Origin of the sequence: Rahnella variigena (genome assembly GCF_003610915.1) — a bacterium.
GTDB classification, from domain to species: Bacteria; Pseudomonadota; Gammaproteobacteria; order Enterobacterales; family Enterobacteriaceae; genus Rahnella; species Rahnella variigena.
Genome location: NZ_NSDJ01000002.1, coordinates 141,562 through 164,575, shown reverse-complemented (window position 1 = coordinate 164,575; position 23,014 = coordinate 141,562). Strand labels below are relative to the sequence as shown.

The following is a 23,014-nucleotide window of genomic DNA, read 5'->3' as shown; positions in this document are numbered from 1 at the left end:
ATGTGAACATACCCGCCGCGACCTACCGCATTCAGTTCCGCGATGGCATGGATTTTGATAAAGCAGTGGCACTGGTTCCTTATTTAAAGCGACTTGGGATCAGCCACTTATATGCTTCACCGATTTTTACTGCGACTTCCGATTCCACGCATGGCTACGACATTACCGACGCCAACGAAATCGATCCGATAATTGGCGGACGTGCGGGATTTGACCGTTTGTCGCAGGCGCTGAAAGCCGCTGGTCTGGGACTGATCCTCGATATCGTGCCGAATCATATGGCCGCGTCGCTGGAAAACCCATGGTGGCGTGACGTGATTGAACACGGCGAAAAAAGCCGTTATGCACGGCATTTTGATATCGACTGGTCGCAGCGGCTGACCCTGCCTTTTCTCGGCGATACGTTTGAAGAGGTGCTTGAAAAAGGTGAAATCACCCTGAAGCCGGATCCCCGAACCGGTCAGCCTGCACTCGCCTATTTCGACACGTACTATCCCCTTGCCCCAGACACGCACGACGCCAGCGCAGCTACGCCGGATAACGGCGCGCTGGCGGAGTTACATCAGCGCCAGCCCTACCGGCTGATGTCATGGCGCGATGCGCCGCGTGAGCTTTCGTACCGGCGATTTTTTGAAATTACCGGTCTGGCGGGCGTGCGGGTGGAAGATGACGCGGTATTCGATGATACGCACCGGTTGATCCTCGAACTGGTGCATTCCGGCGCGGTGGACGGGTTACGGGTGGATCATGTGGACGGTCTTGCCGATCCAAAAGCTTATCTTGAACGTCTGCGGGAAAAGGCCGGTGCGGATTGCTACATCACGGTGGAGAAAATCCTCGGTAAAGGCGAACGTCTGCCCGCTGACTGGCCGGTTTCCGGCACCACCGGTTATGAATTTATCGCCGCACTTTCCGATGTGCTGGTCGAAGATGAAAACATCGCGGTGCTGCGCAATCTGTATGAAAACGTGGTCGGCAAGCCGGTGGATATGCGCGAAGAATTGCGCGCCGCCAAACTGATGATGGTGGAGAAAAATTTCGAAGGGGAATTCACTACGCTGTGCCAGCTGGCGCTGAATATTGCAGAAGCGGAAGACCACACCTGGGATGCCAACACCCTGCGGGCAGCGCTGCGTGAACTGCTGATCGCCTTCCCGGTGTATCGCACTTATGGCACATCGCGTGGACTGCCCGCCGATGACGCTGCCCTGCTGCATAACATTATCGGGAAGATCACCACCTCATCGCTTGCCGTACCGGCGGATATTCTCGAATTTCTGGCTCGTATTCTCTGTGCGCAAACACCGGAGTCCGTATCCGGTCAGGCTGACCAGTTCCGCACCCGCTTCCAGCAACTGACGGGGCCGCTGATGGCGAAATCCGTGGAGGACACGCTGTTCTTCCGCCAGCACATGGATCTGGCCCTGAACGAAGTGGGCGCAGAGCCTCTGCTGCGCAGGTTTTCCCTCGACCGGTTCCATCAGGAAATGGCCCGTCGACTCGGGGAACAACCGGCAGCACTCTCCACCACGTCAACTCACGATACCAAACGCGGCGAAGATGCCCGCGCCAGACTGTTTACCCTCACCGAAGCGCCGGAACTTTGGGCCGAAAATGTCACCCGCTGGCATCAGATGAATCAGTCGAAAGTCATCACCTTGCCCGACGGCCCCGCACCGAAACTGACCGGCGCATGGATGCTTTATCAGGCGCTGGCCGGTGCATGGCCGGCAACACTGCATCCGGCCGATGAAGAAGGTTTGCGTGAACTCAATGAAAGATTCCAGCTATTTGTAGAAAAGGCGCTGCGTGAAGCCAAGCTTCGTACCAGCTGGGGTGACAGCAACGATGATTATGAAAACGCCGTACTCGGCTATGCCCGTCATCTTCTTTCTCCGGATAACAGTCTGTTTCTGAATGATTTTTATGCTGCCATCCGTCCCTTTATCCGCGCCGGGCTGGTGAACAGTCTGACCCAAACGGTGATCAAAATGATCGCGCCGGGTGTCCCGGATATTTATCAGGGCAGCGAAGTGCTCAATTTCAGTCTGGTGGATCCGGATAACCGGCGTCTGCCTGATTTCGGTGAGCTGAAGCGCCTGCTGGTTCAGGGGGAAAAACCAGCATGGAACGATGAAACCGCATGGACAAGCGGGCAGCTGAAACAACATATCGTTGCCGTTCTTGCCCGTTATCGTCAGCAAAAAACCGCGCTTTTTCTGCAAGGGGATTATCTCCCGCTGGAAACGACTGGCGACCACGCCGGTAAGGTCATCGCTTTTGCGCGGCAGGCAAACGGTGAAGCGGTGATTGTCGCCGCGCCCCGTCTGGTTTTTAATGAGCAAAAAGTTGGCTTTACTCAGCCCGCAGAGGAAGTTGATACGCAGGTGCTGCTGCCAGAATCACTGGCTCACCGCACCTGTTGTGACCTGCTCAGCGGCAGAGAAATCCACGTGACTGACCGGCTGGATCTCAGTACCTGGCCGCGTGATCAGCCGGTCGTGCTATGTTCTGTTTCAGTTGGCTGAGGAGTTCTGAAAAGAAAGAAGAGGTGTTGCAATGTTTTTTATATTCATTGCAACATCTTATTTTATTTTAATTTACGCATCTTCCTCAACCGCCTTAAAGTAAATAACATCAACCGCAAAATCATGACCTAACGGTAGGAATGGTATTAAAAAGACCATTTTAAAAAATATTATCCAAAGCAGTTATTTCTAAAAAAATAGTGCTTTAAAATAACGTCATACCTTTAAATTTTCTTTTTTACAGAAACGTTAAATTCCACCTGAGAAAATTCTTAATTCACAGTCATTTATTATAATACCGCTAAGCTAAAGGGGATGTCACAAATAACCCACAGGAAAATAAAATGTCTATTACAAATCTGAAAGAACTCTTTATTCATGATTTATCTGACGTTTACAGCGCAGAACGTCAAATTACTAAAGCGCTGCCTAAAATGGCACGCGCTGCGACGGATCCCAAACTGGTCGAGGCGTTTAAGTCTCACCTGGAAGAAACACAGGGTCAGATTGAAAGACTGGATCAGGTTGTAGAGTCCTCCGACGAACTGCGCATTAAACGAATGAAATGCCATGCGATGGAAGGCCTGGTAGAGGAAGCACAAGAACTGATTGATTCTGTAGAAAAAGGTGAAGTGCTGGATGCAGGCCTTATCGGTGCCGCACAAAAAGTGGAGCATTATGAAATTGCTACCTACGGCACCTTAGCCGCACTGGCAAAAAAACTGGGTTATACCAAAGCGGCCAAACTTCTGGAAGCCACTTTGCAGGAAGAAAAAAATGCCGATATTAAATTAACGGCGATAGCTGAATCTGAATCGACTTCCGCCAGCAAAACCCGTTAGTGCATGATAATGCCCGCCCTAAAGGCGGGTAGTATTTATCCGGAAATCACTTTTTCTTTCTGATAATAAAAGAATGACGTTAAAAGAAAGCCCCAGGGATAATTGAATATTCGATGTCAAGTAAAAGGGAAATATCACAATTTTCATTCATTACTAACAGACATTGCAAATACTCAAATCCCATCAGGCAATGGACATTACTCTTAAAAATGAGTCTTCAGACAAAATAAGAAAAATCTCAGCCATTAACATATCCTTACAGCATATCCGATTTTTTATTCTGTATTAACGCCACAACCTTAAAATCTCGACTACGCTTAATAACGGTTAACTAAAGGAGATAGAGATATGTCATCACATGATATCGATGCAGACGCAAACCATCTGGCAGATAAACTCGAAGACAAAGGCAAGCAGCTTGCCGGTGAAGCACAGAAACAATTTGGCGATTTTGTTGATTCTCCTAAGCACCAGATTAAAGGCGCAGCGCGGAAATACTCGGCTCAGGCCGGTGAAGTCGTCTCTGACGTCGCGGAGAAGATCAAAGAAAATCCCCTGTCCGGTCTGATCGCGGCAGGCGCAATTGGTGTTGTGCTGGGTTTACTGCTTGGCCGTAAGTAAGTGAGTAAGCTGGCATAGTCCGCATAAAAAAGGCCTTCGGGCCTTTTTTATTGCCCGAAAGACGCAATCCCGCCACCGTACGCGCCACGCTTTGTCGTGAGAACCAGAATTCTCCTACACATTTCTGTCACAGTGGGAGTGTATAGTGAGCATCTCTGTAGCAACCTACAGAAATCTCAAGACTTCCCCTTGTAACCTTAAAAACGCCCGTTTCCCCTGACGGGCTTTTTTATGCCTTGCAGAAAAAACCCGCCATTTCAGCGGGTCTTTGTAAACAAAAATGTTTCACGTAAATGACGCAGGAATTATCCGCGGATAAACGCCAGAATATCCTTATTGATCACGTCGGCGTGTGTGGTGTGCATACCGTGAGGATAGCCCGGATAAATCTTCAGGGTGCTGTCTGCCAGCAGTTTATCCTGCAGGAGAGCAGCATCTTTATAGGGCACAACCTGATCATCATCCCCCTGCAAGACCAGCGTCGGCACAGTAATGGCTTTCAGATCGTCGGTCTGATCAGTTTCCGAAAATGCCTTGATCCCTTCGTAATGCGCATTGGCGCTGCCGGTCATACCCTGACGCCACCAGTTATTGATGGTGCCTTGTGACACTTCTGCCCCGTCGCGGTTAAACCCGTAGAAAGGTCCGGAAGCGACGTCTAAATAAAACTGCGCACGGTTCGCGGCGAGCGCACTGCGAAAACCATCGAAGACGGCAATCGGTGTACCGTCGGGATTAGCATCAGTCTTCACCATTAGCGGCGGAACCGCGCTGATCAGCACAGCTTTCGCCACACGTCCCTGCGGCTGGCCATATTGCGCCACATAGCGGGCAACCTGTCCTCCGCCCGTTGAATGACCGATATGCACCGCATCATGCAGGTCAAGATGCTCGGCGACAGCGGAAGCATCGGACGCATAGTGATCCATATCGTTACCTTCACTGGTCTGATCCGAACGCCCGTGTCCGCGACGGTCGATGGCGATCACACGAAAACCTTCAGCCAGGAAGAACAGCATCTGATTGTCCCAGTCATCCGCACTCAGCGGCCATCCGTGATGGAAAACAACCGGTTGCTTGTCTTTCGGACCCCAGTCTTTGAAGAAAATATTGACTCCGTCTTTCGTTTTAACAAAAGGCATAGAATGAACTCCTCAGCAGATTTTCGGGAAAACAGTATGGTTTGCAGGGCGAGGTTCAGATACAGGATGCTAAGAAAGCGTAGCAAAGCCCGCTGAAATTGCCTGCCTGAGGGCACATTTATCCGGCGATCACATCCTTCAGCCCTGAAGGCTGTTACGCCATAATTCCGGCAGTGCACTGATTAATCTGCCAGTGACCGGTTGCTTTGTCTGACCGGGCTGCCAGATAGCCACCATCGTAATGGTCAGTCCCTGATTGCCCACTTCCGTCTCAATCGCCTGCACATCCTTCCATGTCGATGCCTGATAATGTGTGGGTAAAAATCCCCACCCCTGCGCATTTTCCAGCAAACTGCGCAGCGCAGAACGCTCGTTGACATACAGGGTATGCCCCGAAATTTGTAACCGGCGGGCAATCTGCTCATCCTGTTTGTGATGCATGACCAGCTGAGGTTTCAGGGAAAGATTGAGCAACGTTAGCGGACGCTGCTGATGCTGAAACAAACCGCTTGCGGTGTAAAAATCCAGTTCAATATTGCCCAGCGCGCACCATTCCATATCCATCCCCAGCGCACGATTATTTGCCTGACAGACTGCAATCTGGGCCGTCCCGGCAGTCAGCGCCGCTTCGGCCTCTTCCCGCGATGCGCTCCATGCGCTGAAACGGATCCCCTCTTTCGACATCATCACGATAACAGCGTCGATAAACGCCTGCGAAACGAAGGGGTCGTAGACCATCACCAGTTCCTGCTGATCAGGCTGAGGCAGCGACTGCGCGTAAAACTCAAAGGCCTGAGCCTGACGCATCAGCAAATGTGCCTGCCGGTGGAGTTGCTGCCCTTGCTCCGTCAGCACCAGCGTGCGCCCCTGACGGATAAACAGCGGATACCCCAGCGCGTCTTCGAAATAATCAATTAAATCACGCAGCGTGGTGCGATCCTTACCCAGTGATAACGCGGCACGGGATAAATTGCCCATTTCAGCAACGCAGGCAAAAGCCTCTATCTGTGAGAAGGAATAACGTAACGCTGACATGTTCTGCTCCCTGTAAATGTCATTTTATTGGGGGATTTTCCCCCATCAGCTGATTTTTTTAAATCATTTACCCTCCTTATACTCATGTTTCCCGATACTCCGATGGATAAGTGAAAACATGAAAACATGGAATCATCCCCTCCTAAAACCTCTGATGCTGGCTGTAACCATGAGTGCAGCAGTCTCGTTTATGACGCCTGCTTCTGCAGAACAACCACTGGACTGCGGCGGTATCAAACTCAGCAACTGTCCGACGCCATTCGATAAGACGCTGCCGGATACCAAAGACATGCTGAACTGGGATCAGGCCGCCCGTGTCATCGGTTTTCGTAACGACTACCGCAATTATGCTGGCGACGTTTTCCGTCATGGCAAGGCTACGCCATTCGTACAGGCAGAAAAACAACTTCAGGATCCGACGTACAGCGTGAACGGTAAAACCTATACGCTGCAGGATTACCTGAAGCGTGAAAATGTAACCGGCATGCTTGTGCTGAAGAACGGCAAAATCGCGTACAAATATCTGGGCGAAGGCAATACAGACCACACCTTGTGGACATCGCGTTCTGTAGGGAAATCCGTGGTGTCAACACTGGTCGGGATTGCGATCAAAGAGGGAAAAATCAAATCACTGAATGACCTCATCACCGATTACGAGCCGGACCTCAAAGGCACCGCGTGGGAAGGCGTCACGCTGCGCCAGCTTATTCAGCACACCTCCGGCGTGGCATGGAATGAGGACTACACTAATCCTGAATCAGATTTTGCTCATCTCACCCAATGTGAAGCGCAGCCGGGCACCTACGATTGCGTTCGTAAAATCATTACGGGTTTGAAACGCGCGCATTCGGCGGGTGAATCCTGGTCGTATTCTTCTGGCGGTGCATGGCTGCTGGGCGATGTGCTGGAAAAAGCCACCGGTAAGCCGCTGGCGAAATATCTGGAAAAAACCCTCTGGCAGCCTTACGGCATGGCCCAGGATGGCGTCTGGCACTCGTATCAGCAGGGAAAACATGACGTAGGGGCGCACGGCTTTAACGCGACGTTAGAAGACTGGGGACGTTTCGGCGAGTTTGTAATGAGCGGCGGCCAGTTGCCGGACGGTAAAACAAGTCTGCCTGAACACTGGCTGGAACAGGCGGCAGACTGGAATAAGGCGAAGAATTCGGTTTCAGCTGCGCATCCGGAAGGCATGTACGGCTATCAGTGGTGGAATAATGCCGTCCCCGCCAATGCCAAAAACGTCACGCCAGCGCCGTCTGAATCGCTAAAAGGTTCGATGTGGGCGCTGGGTATTTATGGTCAGGTGATTATGGTGAACCGCGCTGAAAATCTGGTTATTGTTCAGTGGTCAACATGGCCGCAGGCAGAACCTGATTTCAGCGCGCAACCGCTGGAAGCGTCGCTGATGTACAGCGCCATCGCACAGCAGTTACGTTAATCAGATCCAAAAAAACCAGGGTTGCTGCACTGTGATGTGCGGCAACCCTTTTTTATCCTAACCCTGCGGTTTTGCGCTGGCAGCTTCCCATTCTCCAACGCCACTTTTCTCCGGTGTTTTAACAATCATATTAGGCAGCGCCATCTCAATTCCGTTTTCCATGAGCTTTTCGATAATGCGGATATTAATTTCCTGCTGGATATCCATATATTTGTTGTAGTCGGCAGTATTAACGATATGAACCACCTCAATATTCAAACGGTCGGTACCAAAACCCAGCAGATGCGCCCGGTCAAATTTGGTTTCGCCGACGTCGATAATAATCCCTTTGACCATGTCACCGATATTGCGCAGCTTATCCGGCGGGGTATTGATGGCGATACCAAAATTAAACACGATACGGCGGGTTTGCATACGCTTGTAATTATGCAGCGTCTGCTGAAGCAAAATGGCATTCCCGCAGACAATCTGTTCCCCACTCAGGCTGCGGATGCGTGTGGTCTTCAGGCCGATATGTTCCACCGTACCGGCGACATCATTGAACACCACAAAATCACCAATTTCGAAAGGCTTATCAAAGCCAATCGACAGCGAGGCAAACACATCGCTGAGAATGGTCTGGATAGCCAGCGCGATAGCAATACCGCCCACGCCCAGACTGGCGACAAGCGCGGTAATGTTGACGCCAACGTTAGCCAGAATGGATAACAGCATTACCGACCAGACCATCGCGCGGAATATCAGACCGGTGATCACCAGCGTCACCGGATTTTTGTTCATGCCCGGCTGCCGCATGATATGCCGCAACCACGACACCACACCCTGATCAAGCCATAGCGCCATTTGCAGCGCCAGCACCAGAAACCACGCATGGCTGATGGTGTTGTAGAGATTGTCCGGCAGATCGACGAACCGCAGGCTGAACAGGAATGCGGCGACGAATATCAGCAGATTATTAGTGCGGTTGAGAATATCGCCCAATATAAATCGCATTCTGTTGGTCGCCGGATGCACCTCCCCCCAGCTCTTAACGCCTTTGCGCAGAAACGACAGTAACCAGCTCAGTAGCCAGTAAGTCACCAGCGTAACCATCACCATCGTCGCGACGCCAATCCAGAATGCTGGTGTCATCACCAGCGCGATAAAATTAAAATGTGACAGAACATTCATCGTCCCTCCCCGTTTTCAGCACAAAGTACCAGTATAGGAAACGAGGCCCTGGCGGTCGGAAGAATAGGAAAGTTCGGTGATTAGGCGGGTTTTCTGAAAAGAGAACGTGCTAAAGGCTTAGCGCCATCGGTATATAAATGAGTGACTGGCTCGTTTACTATGATTTCTGGGGCGAGTCCGATGTTATGAAATCCGATGTTATGAAATCCGATGTTATGAAATAAGTAAGGATCTGCCCGAACAATGATTACGGGCTATTTGCGGTAAAGGGATATACACAATAAACTCAAAGGATGAATGAGATGATTGGCATTGAGGCTTTGGCATTTTTTAGCCCCGACCTGGATAAGGTTGATGGCATATTTAGAAAGGCTTCTCAGGTGGTTGAGCGGCCTCTGGATGATTTTGATCGAAGCCATCATCGTTCACTGACTAAAAAACAGGTGTCGGACGCAATAAAGAAAACAGATGCCATTGTTGATTCGGTGAGGCTTCAATGTATCGAAGGCAGCAAAATGATTTTGGCTCTGAAATCAGGAACTGAAGCAGACATAGAAGGCCTTCAGATTAAAGAGAACTCAGCTGAAAATCTTCGTTCACGGGTTGCTGAGATTTCGCTAGGTAATAAAAGAATGCTATATACCTTTTTTAAAGCCGAAATGCATGAAGCCTGGGCTCCCCACATCACGCATCTGCGATATATGAAGACCAAGGCACTGCAATCTTTTGAAGATTATCAAAAAATAACCAGTGAACTCTGTGAGCTCGTTGCTCTATATCAGACCCAAAGCAGCGACGAATTTTCGTATGACCTTAACGTGATGTCCCAATCTATCCAGTCAAAAAGCGTTAACCACCCTGATTGGGTTACTACTGGTGAAGATTTTGCCAATTGGATCGAGTCAATGAGAAAGGATGCATAATGACTGTCAGTGTAACTTATTCACAATCATTCATTAATTTGATGTTAACCCTGAAAAAAGAAGAGGTTAAGGTCGTTGGCGACTTCGTCGCATTGCTGAAGTCAAGTGGATTTAGTTCCCTGCCGGGAAGGAATAAGTCCTCAGCAGGAGTCAGTCTCAATCACACCAGGAGGCTGGAATTGATCCAGTATGCAATCGCCAACAGACTCTGGCATTACCATGTCGGTCACCAGTCATATAATCAGAGCAAGCCGTTTGGTGACTGGACATCAAGCCATGTGGTGCATTATCAAAATGAAAATACTACATCGGCAAGATTTGTTCATTACTCCGCTCACCCGCCAATGAAATTACCTGACAAGCAAACCCTGATTTAGCTGAGTCGCATACTTTCAGCATTACCCCTTACACAGCCCACCATCAGGTGGGTTCTTTTTTCCCGTGGTTCAGCAATACAAAGGGCCTGCGGTGAATAAGGACATAAAAAAGCCGGTGACACTTTCGTATCACCGGCTTTTGGCTGCGCCTGGGCGCAGAACTAAAACTTACTGGTTCAGCAGTTGCTGTGCGGTTTTCTCAACCAGCGCCAGCAGAACTTTTACGTCTTCCAGCGTTACTGTCGGGTTCAGCAGAGTCAGCTTGAGACAGGTCACGCCGCTATGCTCAGTAACGCCTACGTTGGCGCGACCAGATTCCAGCAGCGCATCGCCGATTTTCTGGTTCAGCAACGCGATAGCCGCATCGCTGCTGCCCGCCAGTTGCTCAGGACGATAACGGAACAGCACGCTCGCCAGCTGAGGCTTCATCACCAGTTCCAGCGCGGCTTCAGAAGTCACATACTGCGCGACTTCCTGAGCCATCGTCACACCGTGATCGATGATGGCGGCATACTGTTTCTGCCCTAACGCTTCAAGACCCATCCACAGTTTCAGTGCATCGAAACGGCGGGTGGTTTGCAGCGATTTGGACACCAGATTTGGCACACCAGCAGCTTCGTCGAACTCAGAGTTCAGATAAGCCGCCTGATAGCGCATCAGCTCGTAATGACGTTCTTCTTTAAGCAGGAACGCGCCACAGCTGATGGTCTGGAAGAACTGTTTGTGGAAGTCCAGAGTGATGGAATCCACTAACTGGATGCCGTCCAGATAGTCGCGGTATTTTTCGGACAGCAACAGAGCACCGCCCCACGCCGCATCCACATGAACCCAAATCTGATGCTCAGCGGCCAGTTCAGCAATGGCGCGCAGCGGGTCGATAGCACCGGCGTCGGTGGTCCCGGCGGTCGCCACGATCGCGAGTATCTGATCGCCATTGGCCTGCGCCTGTGCGACTTTATCGCGCAGATCGTTGAGATCCATACGCGCGAACTCGTCGGTTTTCACCAGCGTCACGCACTGATAACCCAGACCGAGCAATGCCATGTTCTTCTGCACAGAGAAATGCGCGTTTTCAGAACATAACACTTTAACTTTACGCAGATTACCGACCAGACCATCCTGCTGAATGGAATGACCCTGACGGGCAAAGAAGGCATCACGCGCCAGCATCAGCCCCATCAGATTGCTCTGGGTGCCGCCGCTGGTGAACACGCCCGCGTCGCCAGCCTGATAGCCAACCTGAGTACGCAGCCATTCGATCAGTTTCATCTCAATGATGGTCGCTGACGGGCTTTGATCCCAGGAGTCCATGCTCTGGTTAGTGGCGTTGATCAGCACTTCCGCGGCCTGGCTGACGACCAGACTCGGGCAATGCAGATGCGCAACACACTGCGGATGATGTACAGACAGGCTGTCTTTTAAAAAGTATTCAATGGCGCGTTCAATCGCGGCCTGATTACCCAGGCCGTTTGGATTGAAGTCCAGTTTGATACGTTCACGCAGCTCAGCAACGGTTTTGCCCTGATACATCTCAGGTTGTTGCAGCCACTGCACAACAGCTTCACTGCTCTGCGCAATGGCTTGCTGATAGGCTTCAGTGCTTTGCGCTGAACCTGCCAGAATCGGGTTTAACTCGGACATCAGAATCTCTTACTCCGCTCAGACAGGCTTGACGCCAGCCGCTAACAGCGCCTGCTCAAACTTATCGAGGAAAATACCAAGCTCATCATTGGTGATCAGCAGGGAAGGCAACAGGCGAAGAACGCAACCATTACGGCCACCGCGTTCGAGGATCAGGCCTGCTTCGAAGCATTTTTTCTGCAACAGGGCAGAAAGCTCGCCGTCAGCCGGGTAGCAACCCATATGATCCTGCGCTTCGTTCGGTTTCACGATCTCGATACCGATCATCAGACCCAGACCGCGCACGTGACCAATTACCGGATAACGTTTCTGCATCTCAGCCAGTTTGCCTTTCAGCCACTCGCCCTGTGCAGCCACTTTCTCGGCAATTTTTTCTTCTTTCAGGATTTTCAGCGTGGTCAGGCCGGTCGCCATCGCCAGCTGGTTGCCGCGGAAGGTCCCGGTGTGGTGACCCGGCGCCCAGGCGTCGAACTCTTTTTTGATACCCAGAACAGCCAGTGGCAGACCACCGCCCACCGCTTTAGACATCACAATGATGTCCGGCTCAATACCTGCGTGTTCGAAGGCGAACTGCTTGCCGGTACGGCAGAAACCCGCCTGAACTTCATCGAGGATCAGCAGAATGCCGTGTTCCTGAGTTACTTTACGGATGCGCTGCAACCACTCAGCCGGAGCCGGGTTCACGCCGCCTTCGCCCTGAACGGCTTCCAGGATCACAGCCGCTGGTTTGCGCACGCCGCTTTCCACGTCGTTGATCAGGTTTTCGAAGTAGTAAGTTAATGCTTTGACGCCAGCGTCACCGCCAATGCCCAGCGGGCAGCGGTACTGGTGCGGATAAGGCATAAACTGCACTTCCGGCATCATGCCGTTAACCGCTTCTTTCGGAGACAGGTTACCGGTCACCGCCAGCGTGGCGTGCGTCATGCCGTGGTAGCCACCAGAGAAACTGATGATACCGGTACGGCCAGTGACTTTCTTAGCCAGTTTCATTGCCGCTTCAACAGCATCAGCACCGGACGGGCCGGTGAACTGCAGGCAATATTCTTTGCCCTGTTGTGGCAACACAGAAAGCAGATATTCGGAGAACTGATCTTTCAACGGTGTTGTCAGATCCAGTGTATGTAACGGCAAGCCGCTGGTAATGACATTTTGGATGCTTTGCAGCACGTCAGGATGATTATGTCCCAGAGCCAGCGTACCCGCGCCTGCCAGGCAATCAAGATATTGATTATTCTCAACATCAGTGATCCACACGCCATTGGCTTTCGCGATTGCCAGAGGCAATTTACGAGGATAGCTCCGAACATTCGATTCAAATTCAGCTTGTCTCGCCAAATAGGTTTCATTGTTTCCGTTTAATGAATTCGCACCTAAACTGTCAATACGGACTTTATCCGTCATCATATCTCTCCTACAACCGCGGGTTATTGGTAACGCCGCAATTGAATAAATGGAATTTAAAAGTAAGTACCCTGTGAAAAACGCGGCCAATATATGGCTTTTTTGCCCCCACCTCAATAATTTATTTTGTATAGAATTGTTTATTATTTTGCATACTAATCAATATGTTGCTGATTTAATGAACGATCGTGCTGAGTTTAGCCCATTACGGGGTCATTAATAAAGGCCTAAAAAGCACTTCCGGCCTGTTAAATACAGGCTAAACAGGGATCCCGGCAGGCACTTCCTGCTGACGAAATCGCGAAGAGGTTTGGCCAGATAGGCTTGACGCCGCACAGGTTGGGATACCCGGATCAGACGTCATAGTGAACATTGCAATTATAGTCTCGGGGACAGCAGATAAGTGTCAATAATAATTATATCGCCAGTAACTGGCTGAATATTGGCCTGATATAAATGTTTAAATATATTACAACGAGATCAATTCCACTTAGGGACGAAATAATCCGGACTTTTATTACTGCTTATTAAAACCTTTAATACAGGGCCACTTTTCAAGGATATAACAACGGCCTCATATTGATTCATGAATCCTGCTCATAAGCTCTTGCAGATAACCCCCTCTAATCTGATGAAAGTTCAGCGTCTAGTATGACTGACACTACATCACCTGCCGTTGCCCGCAACGGGAAATCCCATAATCACAAGATGACAGGATTTAAGAAATCAATCAGAGGAAAACCACATGCAAAAACGTCTGCTGGGAAAATCCGGCCTTGAAGTCTCATCACTCGGTTTGGGTTGTATGGGTCTGAGCCATGGATACGGGCCTGCCACGGGGACCAAACAGGCGGTTGAACTGATCCGCGCTGCGGTCGAACGGGGCGTTACTTTCTTTGATACCGCTGAAGTTTATGGCCCTTATCTCAATGAAGAAGTGGTTGGCGAGGCGCTGGCACCGGTTCGTGACAAAGTGGTGATCGCGACAAAATTTGGTTTCACTTTCGGCGATGATAATAAGCAGCAAATCCTTAACAGCCGCCCGGAACATATCCGCCAGGCCGTTGAAGGCTCGCTGAAGCGTCTGAAAACCGACGTTATCGACCTGCTCTATCAGCACCGTGTTGACCCGGAAGTACCGATTGAAGACGTCGCCGGTACGGTGAAAGACCTGATCAGCGAAGGTAAGGTGAAGCATTTCGGACTGTCCGAAGCGGGTGCGCAGACAATCCGCCGTGCGCACGCGGTACAACCGGTGACCGCACTGCAAAGTGAATATTCGATGTGGTGGCGTGAGCCGGAGCAGGAAATCATCCCCACGCTGGAAGAACTGGGCATCGGCTTTGTGCCATTCAGTCCGCTCGGTAAAGGTTTCCTGACCGGTTCCATCACTGCTGATTCAACGTTCGGCAGTGATGATTTCCGGAGCCTTGTGCCACGTTTTTCTCCGCAAGCACTGGCGGCCAATCAGCAGTTGATCACAGTTATTCACCAGATTGCTCAGGACAAAAAAGTGACGCCCGCGCAGATAGCGTTAGCCTGGCTGCTGGCACAGAAACCGTGGATAGTGCCGATCCCGGGAACCACTAAACTGCACCGTCTGGAAGAAAATCTCGGCGCTGCTGAGGTCACGCTGTCAGACGCCGAACTGCGCACCATAGCCACCGCACTGGAGACCGTGAAAGTTCAGGGCGACCGTTATCCGGCTTCACTGATGGCACGCGTTGGCCGTTAACCGGATCAGGCGTTAAACAGACACAAAAAAGGGTCCCTGCGGACCCTTTTCTTATTTTTTTAATTGATCTTTATGTGCGTGGATCAATAACCCTGCGTCACTATCTTGGCCGCACTGGCGAGCACATCACGACGAGATTTTGCATCTTTTTCCGGTTGGGTGAAATACGTTACCAGCACCAGCGGCGCTTTGTTTTCAGGCCAGATCACTGCGATATCATTGGTCGTGCCGTAATCGCCGCTGCCGGTTTTATCGCCGACAATCCAGGTCGCCGGTAATCCTGCGCGGATGCTCATCGCGCCGGTGGTATTCCCTTTCATCCATTCCACCAGTTGTGCGCGCTGCGGTTCCGCCAGCGCGGAGCCCAGCGTCGCGTGTTGCAGGCTCAGCGCCATCGCACGCGGTGACGTGGTGTCGCGCTCATCGCCCGGAATGGCGGTGTTCAGCGTCGGTTCGGTGCGATCCAGACGGAAAGTGTTGTCGCCCAGCGTACGTGCATAATCGGTGACTTTGTGTGGCCCGCCGAGATGTTCGATAAGCTTATTCATGGCGGTGTTATCACTGTATTGCAAGGCCGCTGCCGCCAGTTCGCCAATCGTCATACCCTCGTTGAGATGCTTTTCGGTAATCGGGTTGTAATTCACCAGATCCGATTTTTTCAACGCGACATGCTGAGTAAGGAGATTTTTCTTCACTTCGCTCTCTTTCAGGATCGCCGAAGCCGCCATGAACTTACTGGTGCTGCACATCGCAAAACGTTCATCCGCACGATAAGCAATTTGCGAGTTGTCCGCCGTATCAATCAGCATCACGCCAAGACGTCCGCCGCTTTCTTTTTCCAACGCCGTCAGCTGTTGCTGAACTGACGTCATTTTCGTCGCAGTTTGCGCCCATGACGGCGCGCTGAATGCGAGCATTGGCACCACAGCCGCTGCCATCAGCACGGTTTTACGCAGGGTATTTTTCATCATCAAAGCCTTCTCCTTTATATTGGCGAAGGGATTATGGCAAAAGCTGACACATAAAGTAAAAAACCCGACAGAATTTGTCGGGTTTCAGACGTAAAACAGAAATTTTTCAGAAACTATGCGGAAGTTTAAAAAGTTTCCCAGTTACCTTCTTCAACGGCAGGAACCGGCTGGCGGTTTGACAACAAGGCCGGTGTTTTCGCGTGAGCAGCCTTACGCACCGCCGCCGTCGCAGAACCTGCGCTGACTTTAAAGATGCTGATGGCTTGTGATAAACGCTCCGCCTGCTCATTGAGAGAATACGCTGCCGACGACGCTTCCTGAACCAGTGCGGCGTTCTGCTGCGTCACTTCATCCATCTGCGTAATGGCTTTATTAATTTCCTCAATGCCGGTGCTTTGTTCGTTACTGGCGATAGCGATTTCGCCCACAATGTCGGTCACGCTTTTCACGCTGGACACCACTTCCGCCATCGTCGAACCGGCTTTGGCGACCAGTTGCGTGCCGTTATCCACTTTCGCTACAGAATCGTCAATCAGCACTTTGATCTCTTTCGCAGCACTGGCAGATCGTTGCGCCAGATTCCGCACCTCAGAGGCCACTACCGCAAAACCGCGCCCCTGCTCACCGGCGCGCGCGGCTTCAACCGCAGCATTCAGCGCCAGAATATTGGTCTGGAACGCAATGCCGTCAATTACGGCAATGATATCGACGATTTTGCGTGAAGACGCGTTGATGCCTTCCATGGTGTGAACCACTTCGCCCACCACTTCTCCGCCCTGCACAGCCACGCGGGAAGCCTGCGCCGCCAGCTGATTGGCCTGACGCGCGTTATCGGCATTCTGCTTCACAGTCGCGGTCATCTGCTCCATGGCCGAGGCCGTTTCTTCCAGCGAACTGGCCTGCTGTTCGGTGCGTGAAGACAAATCCAGGTTTCCGGCCGCGATTTCACCCGAGGCGCTGTGGATCGCGTTGGTACCCGCACGCACTTCGGTCACAATCTTCAGCAGGTTTTCGTTCATGTTTTTCAACCCCTGCATGAGCTGACCGGTTTCATCGTTTGAACTCACGTGGATTTGCGTGGTCAGATCCCCTGCCGCGACGTTTTCTGCCACTTTTACGGCAGTATTCAGCGGACGGGTGATAGAACGGGTGAGGAAAAAGCCCAGCGTGGCCGCCACCAGAATCGCCAGCGCGGAGAAAATCAGTGTCAGCTGAATCGCCGTTGCGCCATCGGCAATCGCCGTTTTGCCTTCGCTCTGTAACTGCTGATCCTGCGAGTCGGCAAACGCCGTTGCCAGATCCAGATAAGCATTTTGTGACGTAGTCAGTTTGCGCAGAACGAATTCCGTCGCGCCGTCCATATCCCCGGCACGCGCTAAATTGACCAGTTGTTCTTTCGCGGCTTCAAAGGTGTCACTGGCATCCTGCAACGCTTTAATCTTTTGTTTGCCTGTCACCGTCGTCTGGATAGCGGCGATTTTATCCATCGCTAAATTAGTTTGTTTAACGGTGTCATCAAGCTGTAAATAACGTTTTTTATTTTGCTCAGGATTTTTGGTATCGATGACAATACCGCGAAGATATTTAATCTGATCGTTCACCCCGTCACGGACATCAAATGCCAGCCGCACTTTGACATAACGGTCGCTGACTATTTGTTCGATAGTGCTGTTAATACTGCTTATTTTCGTCACTGCCGTTACGCTGACGATGATCAGCAGCAGTATCACCAGACTAAATGCCGCACCCAGACGGGCACCGACACGCATATTGTTGATCGCTTTAAACATTCCTTCTCCCTTGTTTCCTGGCCAATAAAATAAATACAATGAAAAAATATTTCAAAATATTGATTACATAGAGGAACTACTTTGCAGATATTTATTTAATCCAACAGGGTTATCGGTATAAATAAAGGAATCTTTAGCGAAGAGAATATTAGGAAAGTGTAAATAAGGATGACCATTCTGCTCCCTCCCCTGCGAAGGGGAGGGTTGGGGTGGGGTATTAAGGTCAGTCGATAACGTTGAAATTCACTTAAGCTTTCTTTTCGTCATTAATACCCCCTCCCGCCTCCCCCTTCGCAGGGGGAGGAGCACAACGAAACCGCCGGGCAGGAGGAGGAGTATTAATTAGCAAACATTTCTTCCAGCCAGCCGACCCGAATCTCAGGTACGGAGTGCAGCAATTCGCGGGTGTAATCGTCCAGCGGTTCGGCCAAAGTGGAGCTGACCGGGCCCTGGCGCACAATCACGCCCTGTTTTAGCACCGCGACGTCATCGGCGACTTCCCGCACCACCTGCAAGTCGTGAGTGATGAACAGGTAAGAAATGCCGGTGTCTTGCTGGATCTGGCGCAGTAATGCCAGCACATCGCGGGCGACTAACGGGTCGAGTGCCGAGGTGGGCTCATCACAAACGATAACTTTGGGTTCAGCCGCCAGTGCCCGCGCGATACAAACGCGCTGTTTCTGACCGCCGGAAAGCGCATCAGGAAAACGCTCTGCCAGTTCAGCATTAAGCCCGACTTGCGCCAGCAAAGCTTTTACCCGTGCCTCACGCTCACTGCGGTTCAGCGTGGTAAAACACGCCAGCACGCGCGAAATCTGGCCGCCGATACGCTCTTTCGGGTTAAGCGCCGTATCAGGGATCTGATGGATCATCTGTACATCGCGCAATTGCACGCGGCTGCGCTGACGCAGTCCGGCGGGAAGTAAGGTCTGCTCCAGGCTGACATCTCCTGATTCCGGCACCAGTAATCCGCAAATCACTTTTCCGAGGGTCGATTTGCCTGAACCCGATTCACCAATGACCGCCAGCGTGCGGCCACGCGGCAAACTGAGTGAGATGTTTTGCAGCACCGGCTGCGCATGATAGCGGGCGCTGATATTACTGATCGTCAGCATCAGCGGCGCGTCGCCGGTTTGCGGTGTTTTGGTCTTGCCCTGCGCCTGTAACAGGCGGCGGGTGTAATCCTGCTGAGGCTCAGCCAGCAGTTGTGCCGTCGGCGCGTGCTCCACCATTTTGCCATGCTGCAATACCATAATGTGATGGCTTATCTGCGCGACCACCGCCAGATCATGGCTGATATAAATCGCCGCCACGCCGGAAAGACGAATGACATCGCTGATAGCCTTTAGCACGCCGAGCTGCGTGGTAACATCCAGTGCCGTCGTCGGCTCATCGAAAATCAGCAGTTCCGGCCCCGCGCAAAGTGCCATCGCAATCATCGCCCGCTGTAACTGGCCACCGGAAACCTGATGCGGATAGCGCTGATAAAACTGCTGCGGCTCCGGCAAACCAAGCTGTTCGAACAGCTCAATTGCCCTCGCCTGCGCCTGCTGGCGGTTAAAAATATTGTGTTTCAGCGCTGCTTCAATCACCTGCTCGCCGAGCGTTATCGCCGGATTAAACGCCGCACCGGCAGATTGCGCCACATAGGCAATTTGCCTGCCGCGCACCTGACGCAACTGTCGGTCAGAAAGCTGCGTCAGGTCCTGCCCGCTGAAGGCAATCTTGCCTGACTGAATGCGCATCCCCTGACGGCAATGCCCGAGGATTGCCAGTCCGATGGTCGATTTGCCCGCACCTGATTCACCAATCAGTCCGAGCACTTCGCCGCGTCTGACGGTAAAAGAGACATTATCCACCAGCGTGCGCGGACTTTTTCCCTGCGAAACCACACACAAGTTTTCAACGTTCAGTAACTGTTCATTCATGCTTTTTTCCCCCAGACGCGACGCTGACCGCTCATCAGCCAGTCCGCCACTGCGTTGACCGCCAGCGCCAGCACGGCAATGGCACCGCCTGGAATTAATGCCGCCCAGACACCAAACAGAATGCCGTCTTTGTTATCGCGTGCCAGTCCGCCCCAGTCGGCGGTCGGTGGCTGAACGCCTAAACCGAGGAAAGACAGCGCGGAAAGGAACAGCAAAATGAAGATAAAACGCAGGCCGAATTCGGCAATTAACGTCTGTAATGCATTCGGTAAAATGACCCGCCACAGGATCCAGCCGAGGCTTTCGCCGCGCAGACGCGCCACATCGACAAATTCCATCACGCCGATATCCACCGCGAGAGAACGTGCCACACGCAGTACACGGGTAGATTCCAGTAAACCGAGCACCAGCGTCAGCACCAGAATGGTTTTAGGTAACACAGCCAGCACGATCAGTGCCAGGATCAGCGTCGGGATCGCCATCACGATATCGTTGCAGCGGGAAATCACCTGATCCAGCCAGCCACCGTGCAGTCCGGCGATAAAGCCCAGCGTACAGCCGACGATAAACGCCACCAGCGCCGCCAGCGCGGTCACGCCCAGGGAAACGCGTGTGCCCCAGATCAGCCGGGAAAGCAGATCACGTCCGAGATTATCGGTGCCAAGAAGTGCGTTGGGTCCCGGTAAATCCCACGACATGCCGAGCGTCTGATCCGGTGCATGAGGCGCCAGCCACGGAGCAAAAATGGCGATAACAATAAACAGACTCAGCACCAGCAGGCCGAGAATCGAAGCAGGTTTTAATGCAGGCATGACAACTATTCCTAAGATTCAGCGGTTGTGGCGTAAACGCGGATTTGAGATCAGCGCCATCACATCTGCCAGCAAATTCAGCAGGATATAAATGCCGGCCAGTAACAGCGCGCAGTCCTGCATCACCGGAATATCACGCTTGCTGATGCTGTCGACCATGTATTGTCCGAGTCCCGGATACACAAACACGTTTTCGACAATCACCACGCCAACCATCAGATACGCCAGATTAATCGCCACGACGTTAATAATCGGCCCGATAGCATTGGGTAAAACGTGACGCCACAAAATGCGCGACGGCGACAACCCTTTCAGCAGCGCAGTGTCGACATACGCCGAACTTTGCGCGGCAATCAGCGCAGCACGGGTCATGTTGCTCATATGCCCGAGGATCGCCAGCACCAGCGTGGCACACGGCAGGGAAATCGCTGAAAGTTTGGCCGTCAGCGGCATATCTGCCGTGATACTGCTGTTGCTTGGCGCCCACGCCAGCGTGATGGCAAAAATCAGGATCAGCAGATAACCGGAGAAAAACTCCGGCAACGCGACCGTCGCGCGGGTGATCACATTGAGCAGCGTATCAATAACACTGCCGTGATAGCGCACTGAGATAAACCCGATCAGCAGCGCCAGCGGAACCGCAATCGCGGCGGTGCATCCGGCTAGAAACAGCGTATTGCCCAGACGGGTAAACAGCGGACCGCTGATGGCTTCACGGGTAGAAAAACTGGTGCCGAAATCACCGTGCAGCACGCCAAACAACCAGCTCAGATAGCGGCTGACGGCCGGTTTATCCAGCCCGAGCTGGAGATTCAGTTCGCGAATGGCATCCGGCGTCGCGCTCTGGCCCAGAATAGCCGTCGCGGCATTGCCCGGCAGCAGCTGCACACCGGCAAAAATCAGCACCGAGACCGCGAGCACCACCAGCACGCCATAAAACAGGCGCACCAGCACCATGCTCAGAAGGCCGGAATGAGGTTGCGAAAAACGGCCCGCAGGCCGTTGAGTCGCTTTCTGTTGTGCAGATAAGTCAGACATATTTTTACCCGGTTCAGCCTTCGATCCAGACTTTTTCCGCCGCGCGGTTGCCACTCAGCGGCATCCCCGGAACGGAGGTGAACCCTTTGATTTTGGAAGAACAGCCATCGAGCGCATCGGCATACAGCGGAATGATTTCGCTGCCCTGATCGACCAGCATCACCTGAATATCGTGATAAATCTGCTTGCGGCGCGCTTCGTCCGGTTCACCGCGTGCGGCTTTCACCATCGCATCGAACTCAGGCACATGCCACGCCGATTCGTTCCACGAAGACTGGCTGGTGAACACCAGTGAAAGCAGCGCATCAGCAGTCGGACGGTTTGCCCAGTTAGACGAAACAAAAGCTTTCTTCTGCCAGATATCATTCCAGAACGCATCGTCCGGCACGCGTACCACATTCAGGTTAATGCCCGCTTTGGCCGCGGATTGCTGATAAATCTGACCGGCATCGACTGCGCCGGGGAAACCGGCATCAGCCACATTCAGCGTCAGCGGACCGCTGAAACCAGACTTCTTCCAGTGGAATTGCGCTTTTTCTGGGTCGTACGGACGCTGCGGAATGTCTTTCGCGAAGTAACGGTTCGACGGGAAGATCGGGTTGTCATTCGCCACGCTGGCATAACCGCCGAGCACGGTGTCGATTATTTTCTGACGATCAATGGCGTATTTCAGCGCCAGACGGCCATCAACATTATCGAACGGCGCGAGATTCGACAGCCCCGGGAAGGTGTAAATCATGCTGTCTTTGGCACGCACCAGTTTGAGGTTCGGCATACGCTCGATGCGGCTGACAATGCGCGGATTCACGCGGTTAATCAGTTGCGCCGATCCGCTGACCAGCGCGGCCACACGGGCAGTAGAATCGTTCATTGCCAGCGTTTCGACCGAATCGACATGACCACGTTCGCTGTTCCAGTAGTTCGGATTGCGTTTGGTCAGCGTGGTGACGCCCGGCTGGAATTTCTCCAGGATAAAGGCGCCGGTACCGATGCCTTTATCAAAGCTTTCGTTTTCAGCGGTAATGGCGAAATGCACGGCGCTCAGCAGCCAGACGAATTCGACGTCCGGCGCGGTGAGTTTGATCGTCACTTCATGTTCACCGGTAGCTTCAATGGAACTGACCGGATCCAGATACCCTTTCACCGGCGACGTGGATTTCTCGCCACGATGGTGATTAAGGGAATACACCACGTCTTTCGCGCCCAGTGAGCGACCGTCATGGAACTGCACGCCCTGACGGATTTTCAGCACCCAGGTTTTGCTGCCGTCAGTGGAAGCCCACGACTCGGCCAGCGACGGCGCGAGCTTCGCGTTTTCGTCGATTTCCACCAGATTGTTAAACATCTGCGAGCCAACGAAATACATATAAGTTTCGAACCAGAACGCTGGATCCAGACGGTCAGTACTTGAGGCGTTATCTACGCCGACGACCAGATGGCCGCCTTTTTTCGGTTTATCTGTCTCCGCAGCAAAAGCATTTCCCAGCCACAGAGAATGCGTTGCCGCAGCAACGGTAAGTGCCCCCGCACTTTTAATAAACGAACGACGATCAATCATGTGTTTCCCCTGTCTCCGAAGGATGCCTTCAGAATATAAATGTGATTTTTTCTTTTTATGG

The 23,014-nt window shown here is 52.2% G+C and carries 18 protein-coding genes; 7 read left to right on the top strand and 11 right to left on the bottom strand.

Translation table 11 applies throughout. From position 1 onward, the window contains the following. Nucleotides 1-2: 2 nt before the first annotated feature. The 3 genes from treY to CKQ54_RS22655 all read left to right on the top strand — a co-directional run bounded on the left by treY (nt 3) and on the right by CKQ54_RS22655 (nt 3,991). Complete coding sequence (gene treY, locus CKQ54_RS22665) at nt 3-2,528, top strand: malto-oligosyltrehalose synthase (protein ID WP_120162241.1); 2,526 nt, start codon at nt 3-5, stop codon at nt 2,526-2,528. A gap of 344 nt (nt 2,529-2,872) precedes the next feature. Beyond that, nucleotides 2,873-3,370: a YciE/YciF ferroxidase family protein gene (locus tag CKQ54_RS22660; protein ID WP_120162240.1), complete on the top strand. Its 498-nt coding sequence runs from the start codon at nt 2,873-2,875 to the stop codon at nt 3,368-3,370. Between the two features lie 348 nt (nt 3,371-3,718). Further along, the gene (locus CKQ54_RS22655; RefSeq protein ID WP_112286543.1) at nt 3,719-3,991 is read left to right on the top strand and encodes an ElaB/YgaM/YqjD family protein; all 273 of its coding nucleotides are present in this window, start codon (nt 3,719-3,721) and stop codon (nt 3,989-3,991) included. 305 nt (nt 3,992-4,296) lie between these two features. Here the strand turns inward: CKQ54_RS22655 and CKQ54_RS22650 are convergent, their stop codons facing one another. Together CKQ54_RS22650 and CKQ54_RS22645 are read right to left on the bottom strand one after the other, a co-directional pair. Beyond that, nucleotides 4,297-5,133: an alpha/beta fold hydrolase gene (locus CKQ54_RS22650; protein WP_120162239.1), complete on the bottom strand. Its 837-nt coding sequence runs from the start codon at nt 5,131-5,133 to the stop codon at nt 4,297-4,299. Nucleotides 5,134-5,271: 138 nt separating this feature from the next. Then, nucleotides 5,272-6,168, bottom strand: coding sequence for a LysR family transcriptional regulator (locus CKQ54_RS22645; protein WP_120162238.1), 897 nt, complete (start codon nt 6,166-6,168; stop codon nt 5,272-5,274). A gap of 118 nt (nt 6,169-6,286) precedes the next feature. Here CKQ54_RS22645 and CKQ54_RS22640 point away from each other — a divergent pair, with 118 nt between their 5' ends. Continuing rightward, nucleotides 6,287-7,609, top strand: a complete 1,323-nt coding sequence (locus tag CKQ54_RS22640) for a serine hydrolase domain-containing protein (RefSeq protein WP_120162237.1) — start codon at nt 6,287-6,289, stop codon at nt 7,607-7,609. A gap of 57 nt (nt 7,610-7,666) precedes the next feature. Here CKQ54_RS22640 and CKQ54_RS22635 read toward each other — a convergent pair whose 3' ends face one another. Continuing rightward, a complete protein-coding gene (locus CKQ54_RS22635) occupies nt 7,667-8,779 on the bottom strand; it encodes a mechanosensitive ion channel family protein (RefSeq protein WP_120162236.1) in 1,113 nt (370 codons plus the stop codon). 302 nt (nt 8,780-9,081) lie between these two features. Here CKQ54_RS22635 and CKQ54_RS22630 point away from each other — a divergent pair, with 302 nt between their 5' ends. Next, nucleotides 9,082-9,702 carry a hypothetical protein gene (locus tag CKQ54_RS22630; protein WP_120162235.1) on the top strand — a complete coding sequence of 207 codons (621 nt, stop codon included), beginning with the start codon at nt 9,082-9,084 and terminating at the stop codon, nt 9,700-9,702. Further along, nucleotides 9,702-10,079 carry a hypothetical protein gene (locus tag CKQ54_RS22625; RefSeq protein WP_112286534.1) on the top strand — a complete coding sequence of 126 codons (378 nt, stop codon included), beginning with the start codon at nt 9,702-9,704 and terminating at the stop codon, nt 10,077-10,079. The genes CKQ54_RS22630 and CKQ54_RS22625 overlap by 1 nt, the downstream gene beginning before the upstream one ends. Before the next feature lie 168 nt (nt 10,080-10,247). Here the strand turns inward: CKQ54_RS22625 and CKQ54_RS22620 are convergent, their stop codons facing one another. Next, nucleotides 10,248-11,720, bottom strand: coding sequence for a pyridoxal phosphate-dependent decarboxylase family protein (locus CKQ54_RS22620; protein ID WP_120162234.1), 1,473 nt, complete (start codon nt 11,718-11,720; stop codon nt 10,248-10,250). Between the two features lie 18 nt (nt 11,721-11,738). Next, a complete protein-coding gene (locus CKQ54_RS22615; RefSeq protein WP_120162233.1) occupies nt 11,739-13,124 on the bottom strand; it encodes a diaminobutyrate--2-oxoglutarate transaminase in 1,386 nt (461 codons plus the stop codon). A gap of 742 nt (nt 13,125-13,866) precedes the next feature. Here CKQ54_RS22615 and CKQ54_RS22610 point away from each other — a divergent pair. Continuing rightward, the gene (locus CKQ54_RS22610; RefSeq protein ID WP_120162232.1) at nt 13,867-14,856 is read left to right on the top strand and encodes an aldo/keto reductase; all 990 of its coding nucleotides are present in this window, start codon (nt 13,867-13,869) and stop codon (nt 14,854-14,856) included. 83 nt (nt 14,857-14,939) lie between these two features. Here the strand turns inward: CKQ54_RS22610 and blaRAHN are convergent, their stop codons facing one another. The 6 genes from blaRAHN to CKQ54_RS22580 form a co-directional block, all read right to left on the bottom strand. Further along, nucleotides 14,940-15,827, bottom strand: coding sequence for an RAHN family extended-spectrum class A beta-lactamase (blaRAHN, locus tag CKQ54_RS22605; protein ID WP_120162231.1), 888 nt, complete (start codon nt 15,825-15,827; stop codon nt 14,940-14,942). A gap of 125 nt (nt 15,828-15,952) precedes the next feature. After that, nucleotides 15,953-17,617 carry a methyl-accepting chemotaxis protein gene (locus CKQ54_RS22600; RefSeq protein WP_120162230.1) on the bottom strand — a complete coding sequence of 555 codons (1,665 nt, stop codon included), beginning with the start codon at nt 17,615-17,617 and terminating at the stop codon, nt 15,953-15,955. Nucleotides 17,618-17,955: 338 nt separating this feature from the next. Beyond that, nucleotides 17,956-19,545 carry an ABC transporter ATP-binding protein gene (locus CKQ54_RS22595; protein WP_120162229.1) on the bottom strand — a complete coding sequence of 530 codons (1,590 nt, stop codon included), beginning with the start codon at nt 19,543-19,545 and terminating at the stop codon, nt 17,956-17,958. After that, the gene (locus CKQ54_RS22590) at nt 19,542-20,357 is read right to left on the bottom strand and encodes an ABC transporter permease (protein ID WP_120162228.1); all 816 of its coding nucleotides are present in this window, start codon (nt 20,355-20,357) and stop codon (nt 19,542-19,544) included. The genes CKQ54_RS22595 and CKQ54_RS22590 overlap by 4 nt, the downstream gene beginning before the upstream one ends. A gap of 18 nt (nt 20,358-20,375) precedes the next feature. Then, entirely contained in the window at nt 20,376-21,314 is a 939-nt protein-coding gene (locus tag CKQ54_RS22585; RefSeq protein WP_120162350.1) for an ABC transporter permease, read from the bottom strand. 94 nt (nt 21,315-21,408) lie between these two features. Next, nucleotides 21,409-22,950, bottom strand: coding sequence for an ABC transporter substrate-binding protein (locus tag CKQ54_RS22580; protein ID WP_192878644.1), 1,542 nt, complete (start codon nt 22,948-22,950; stop codon nt 21,409-21,411). Nucleotides 22,951-23,014 lie beyond the last annotated feature (64 nt).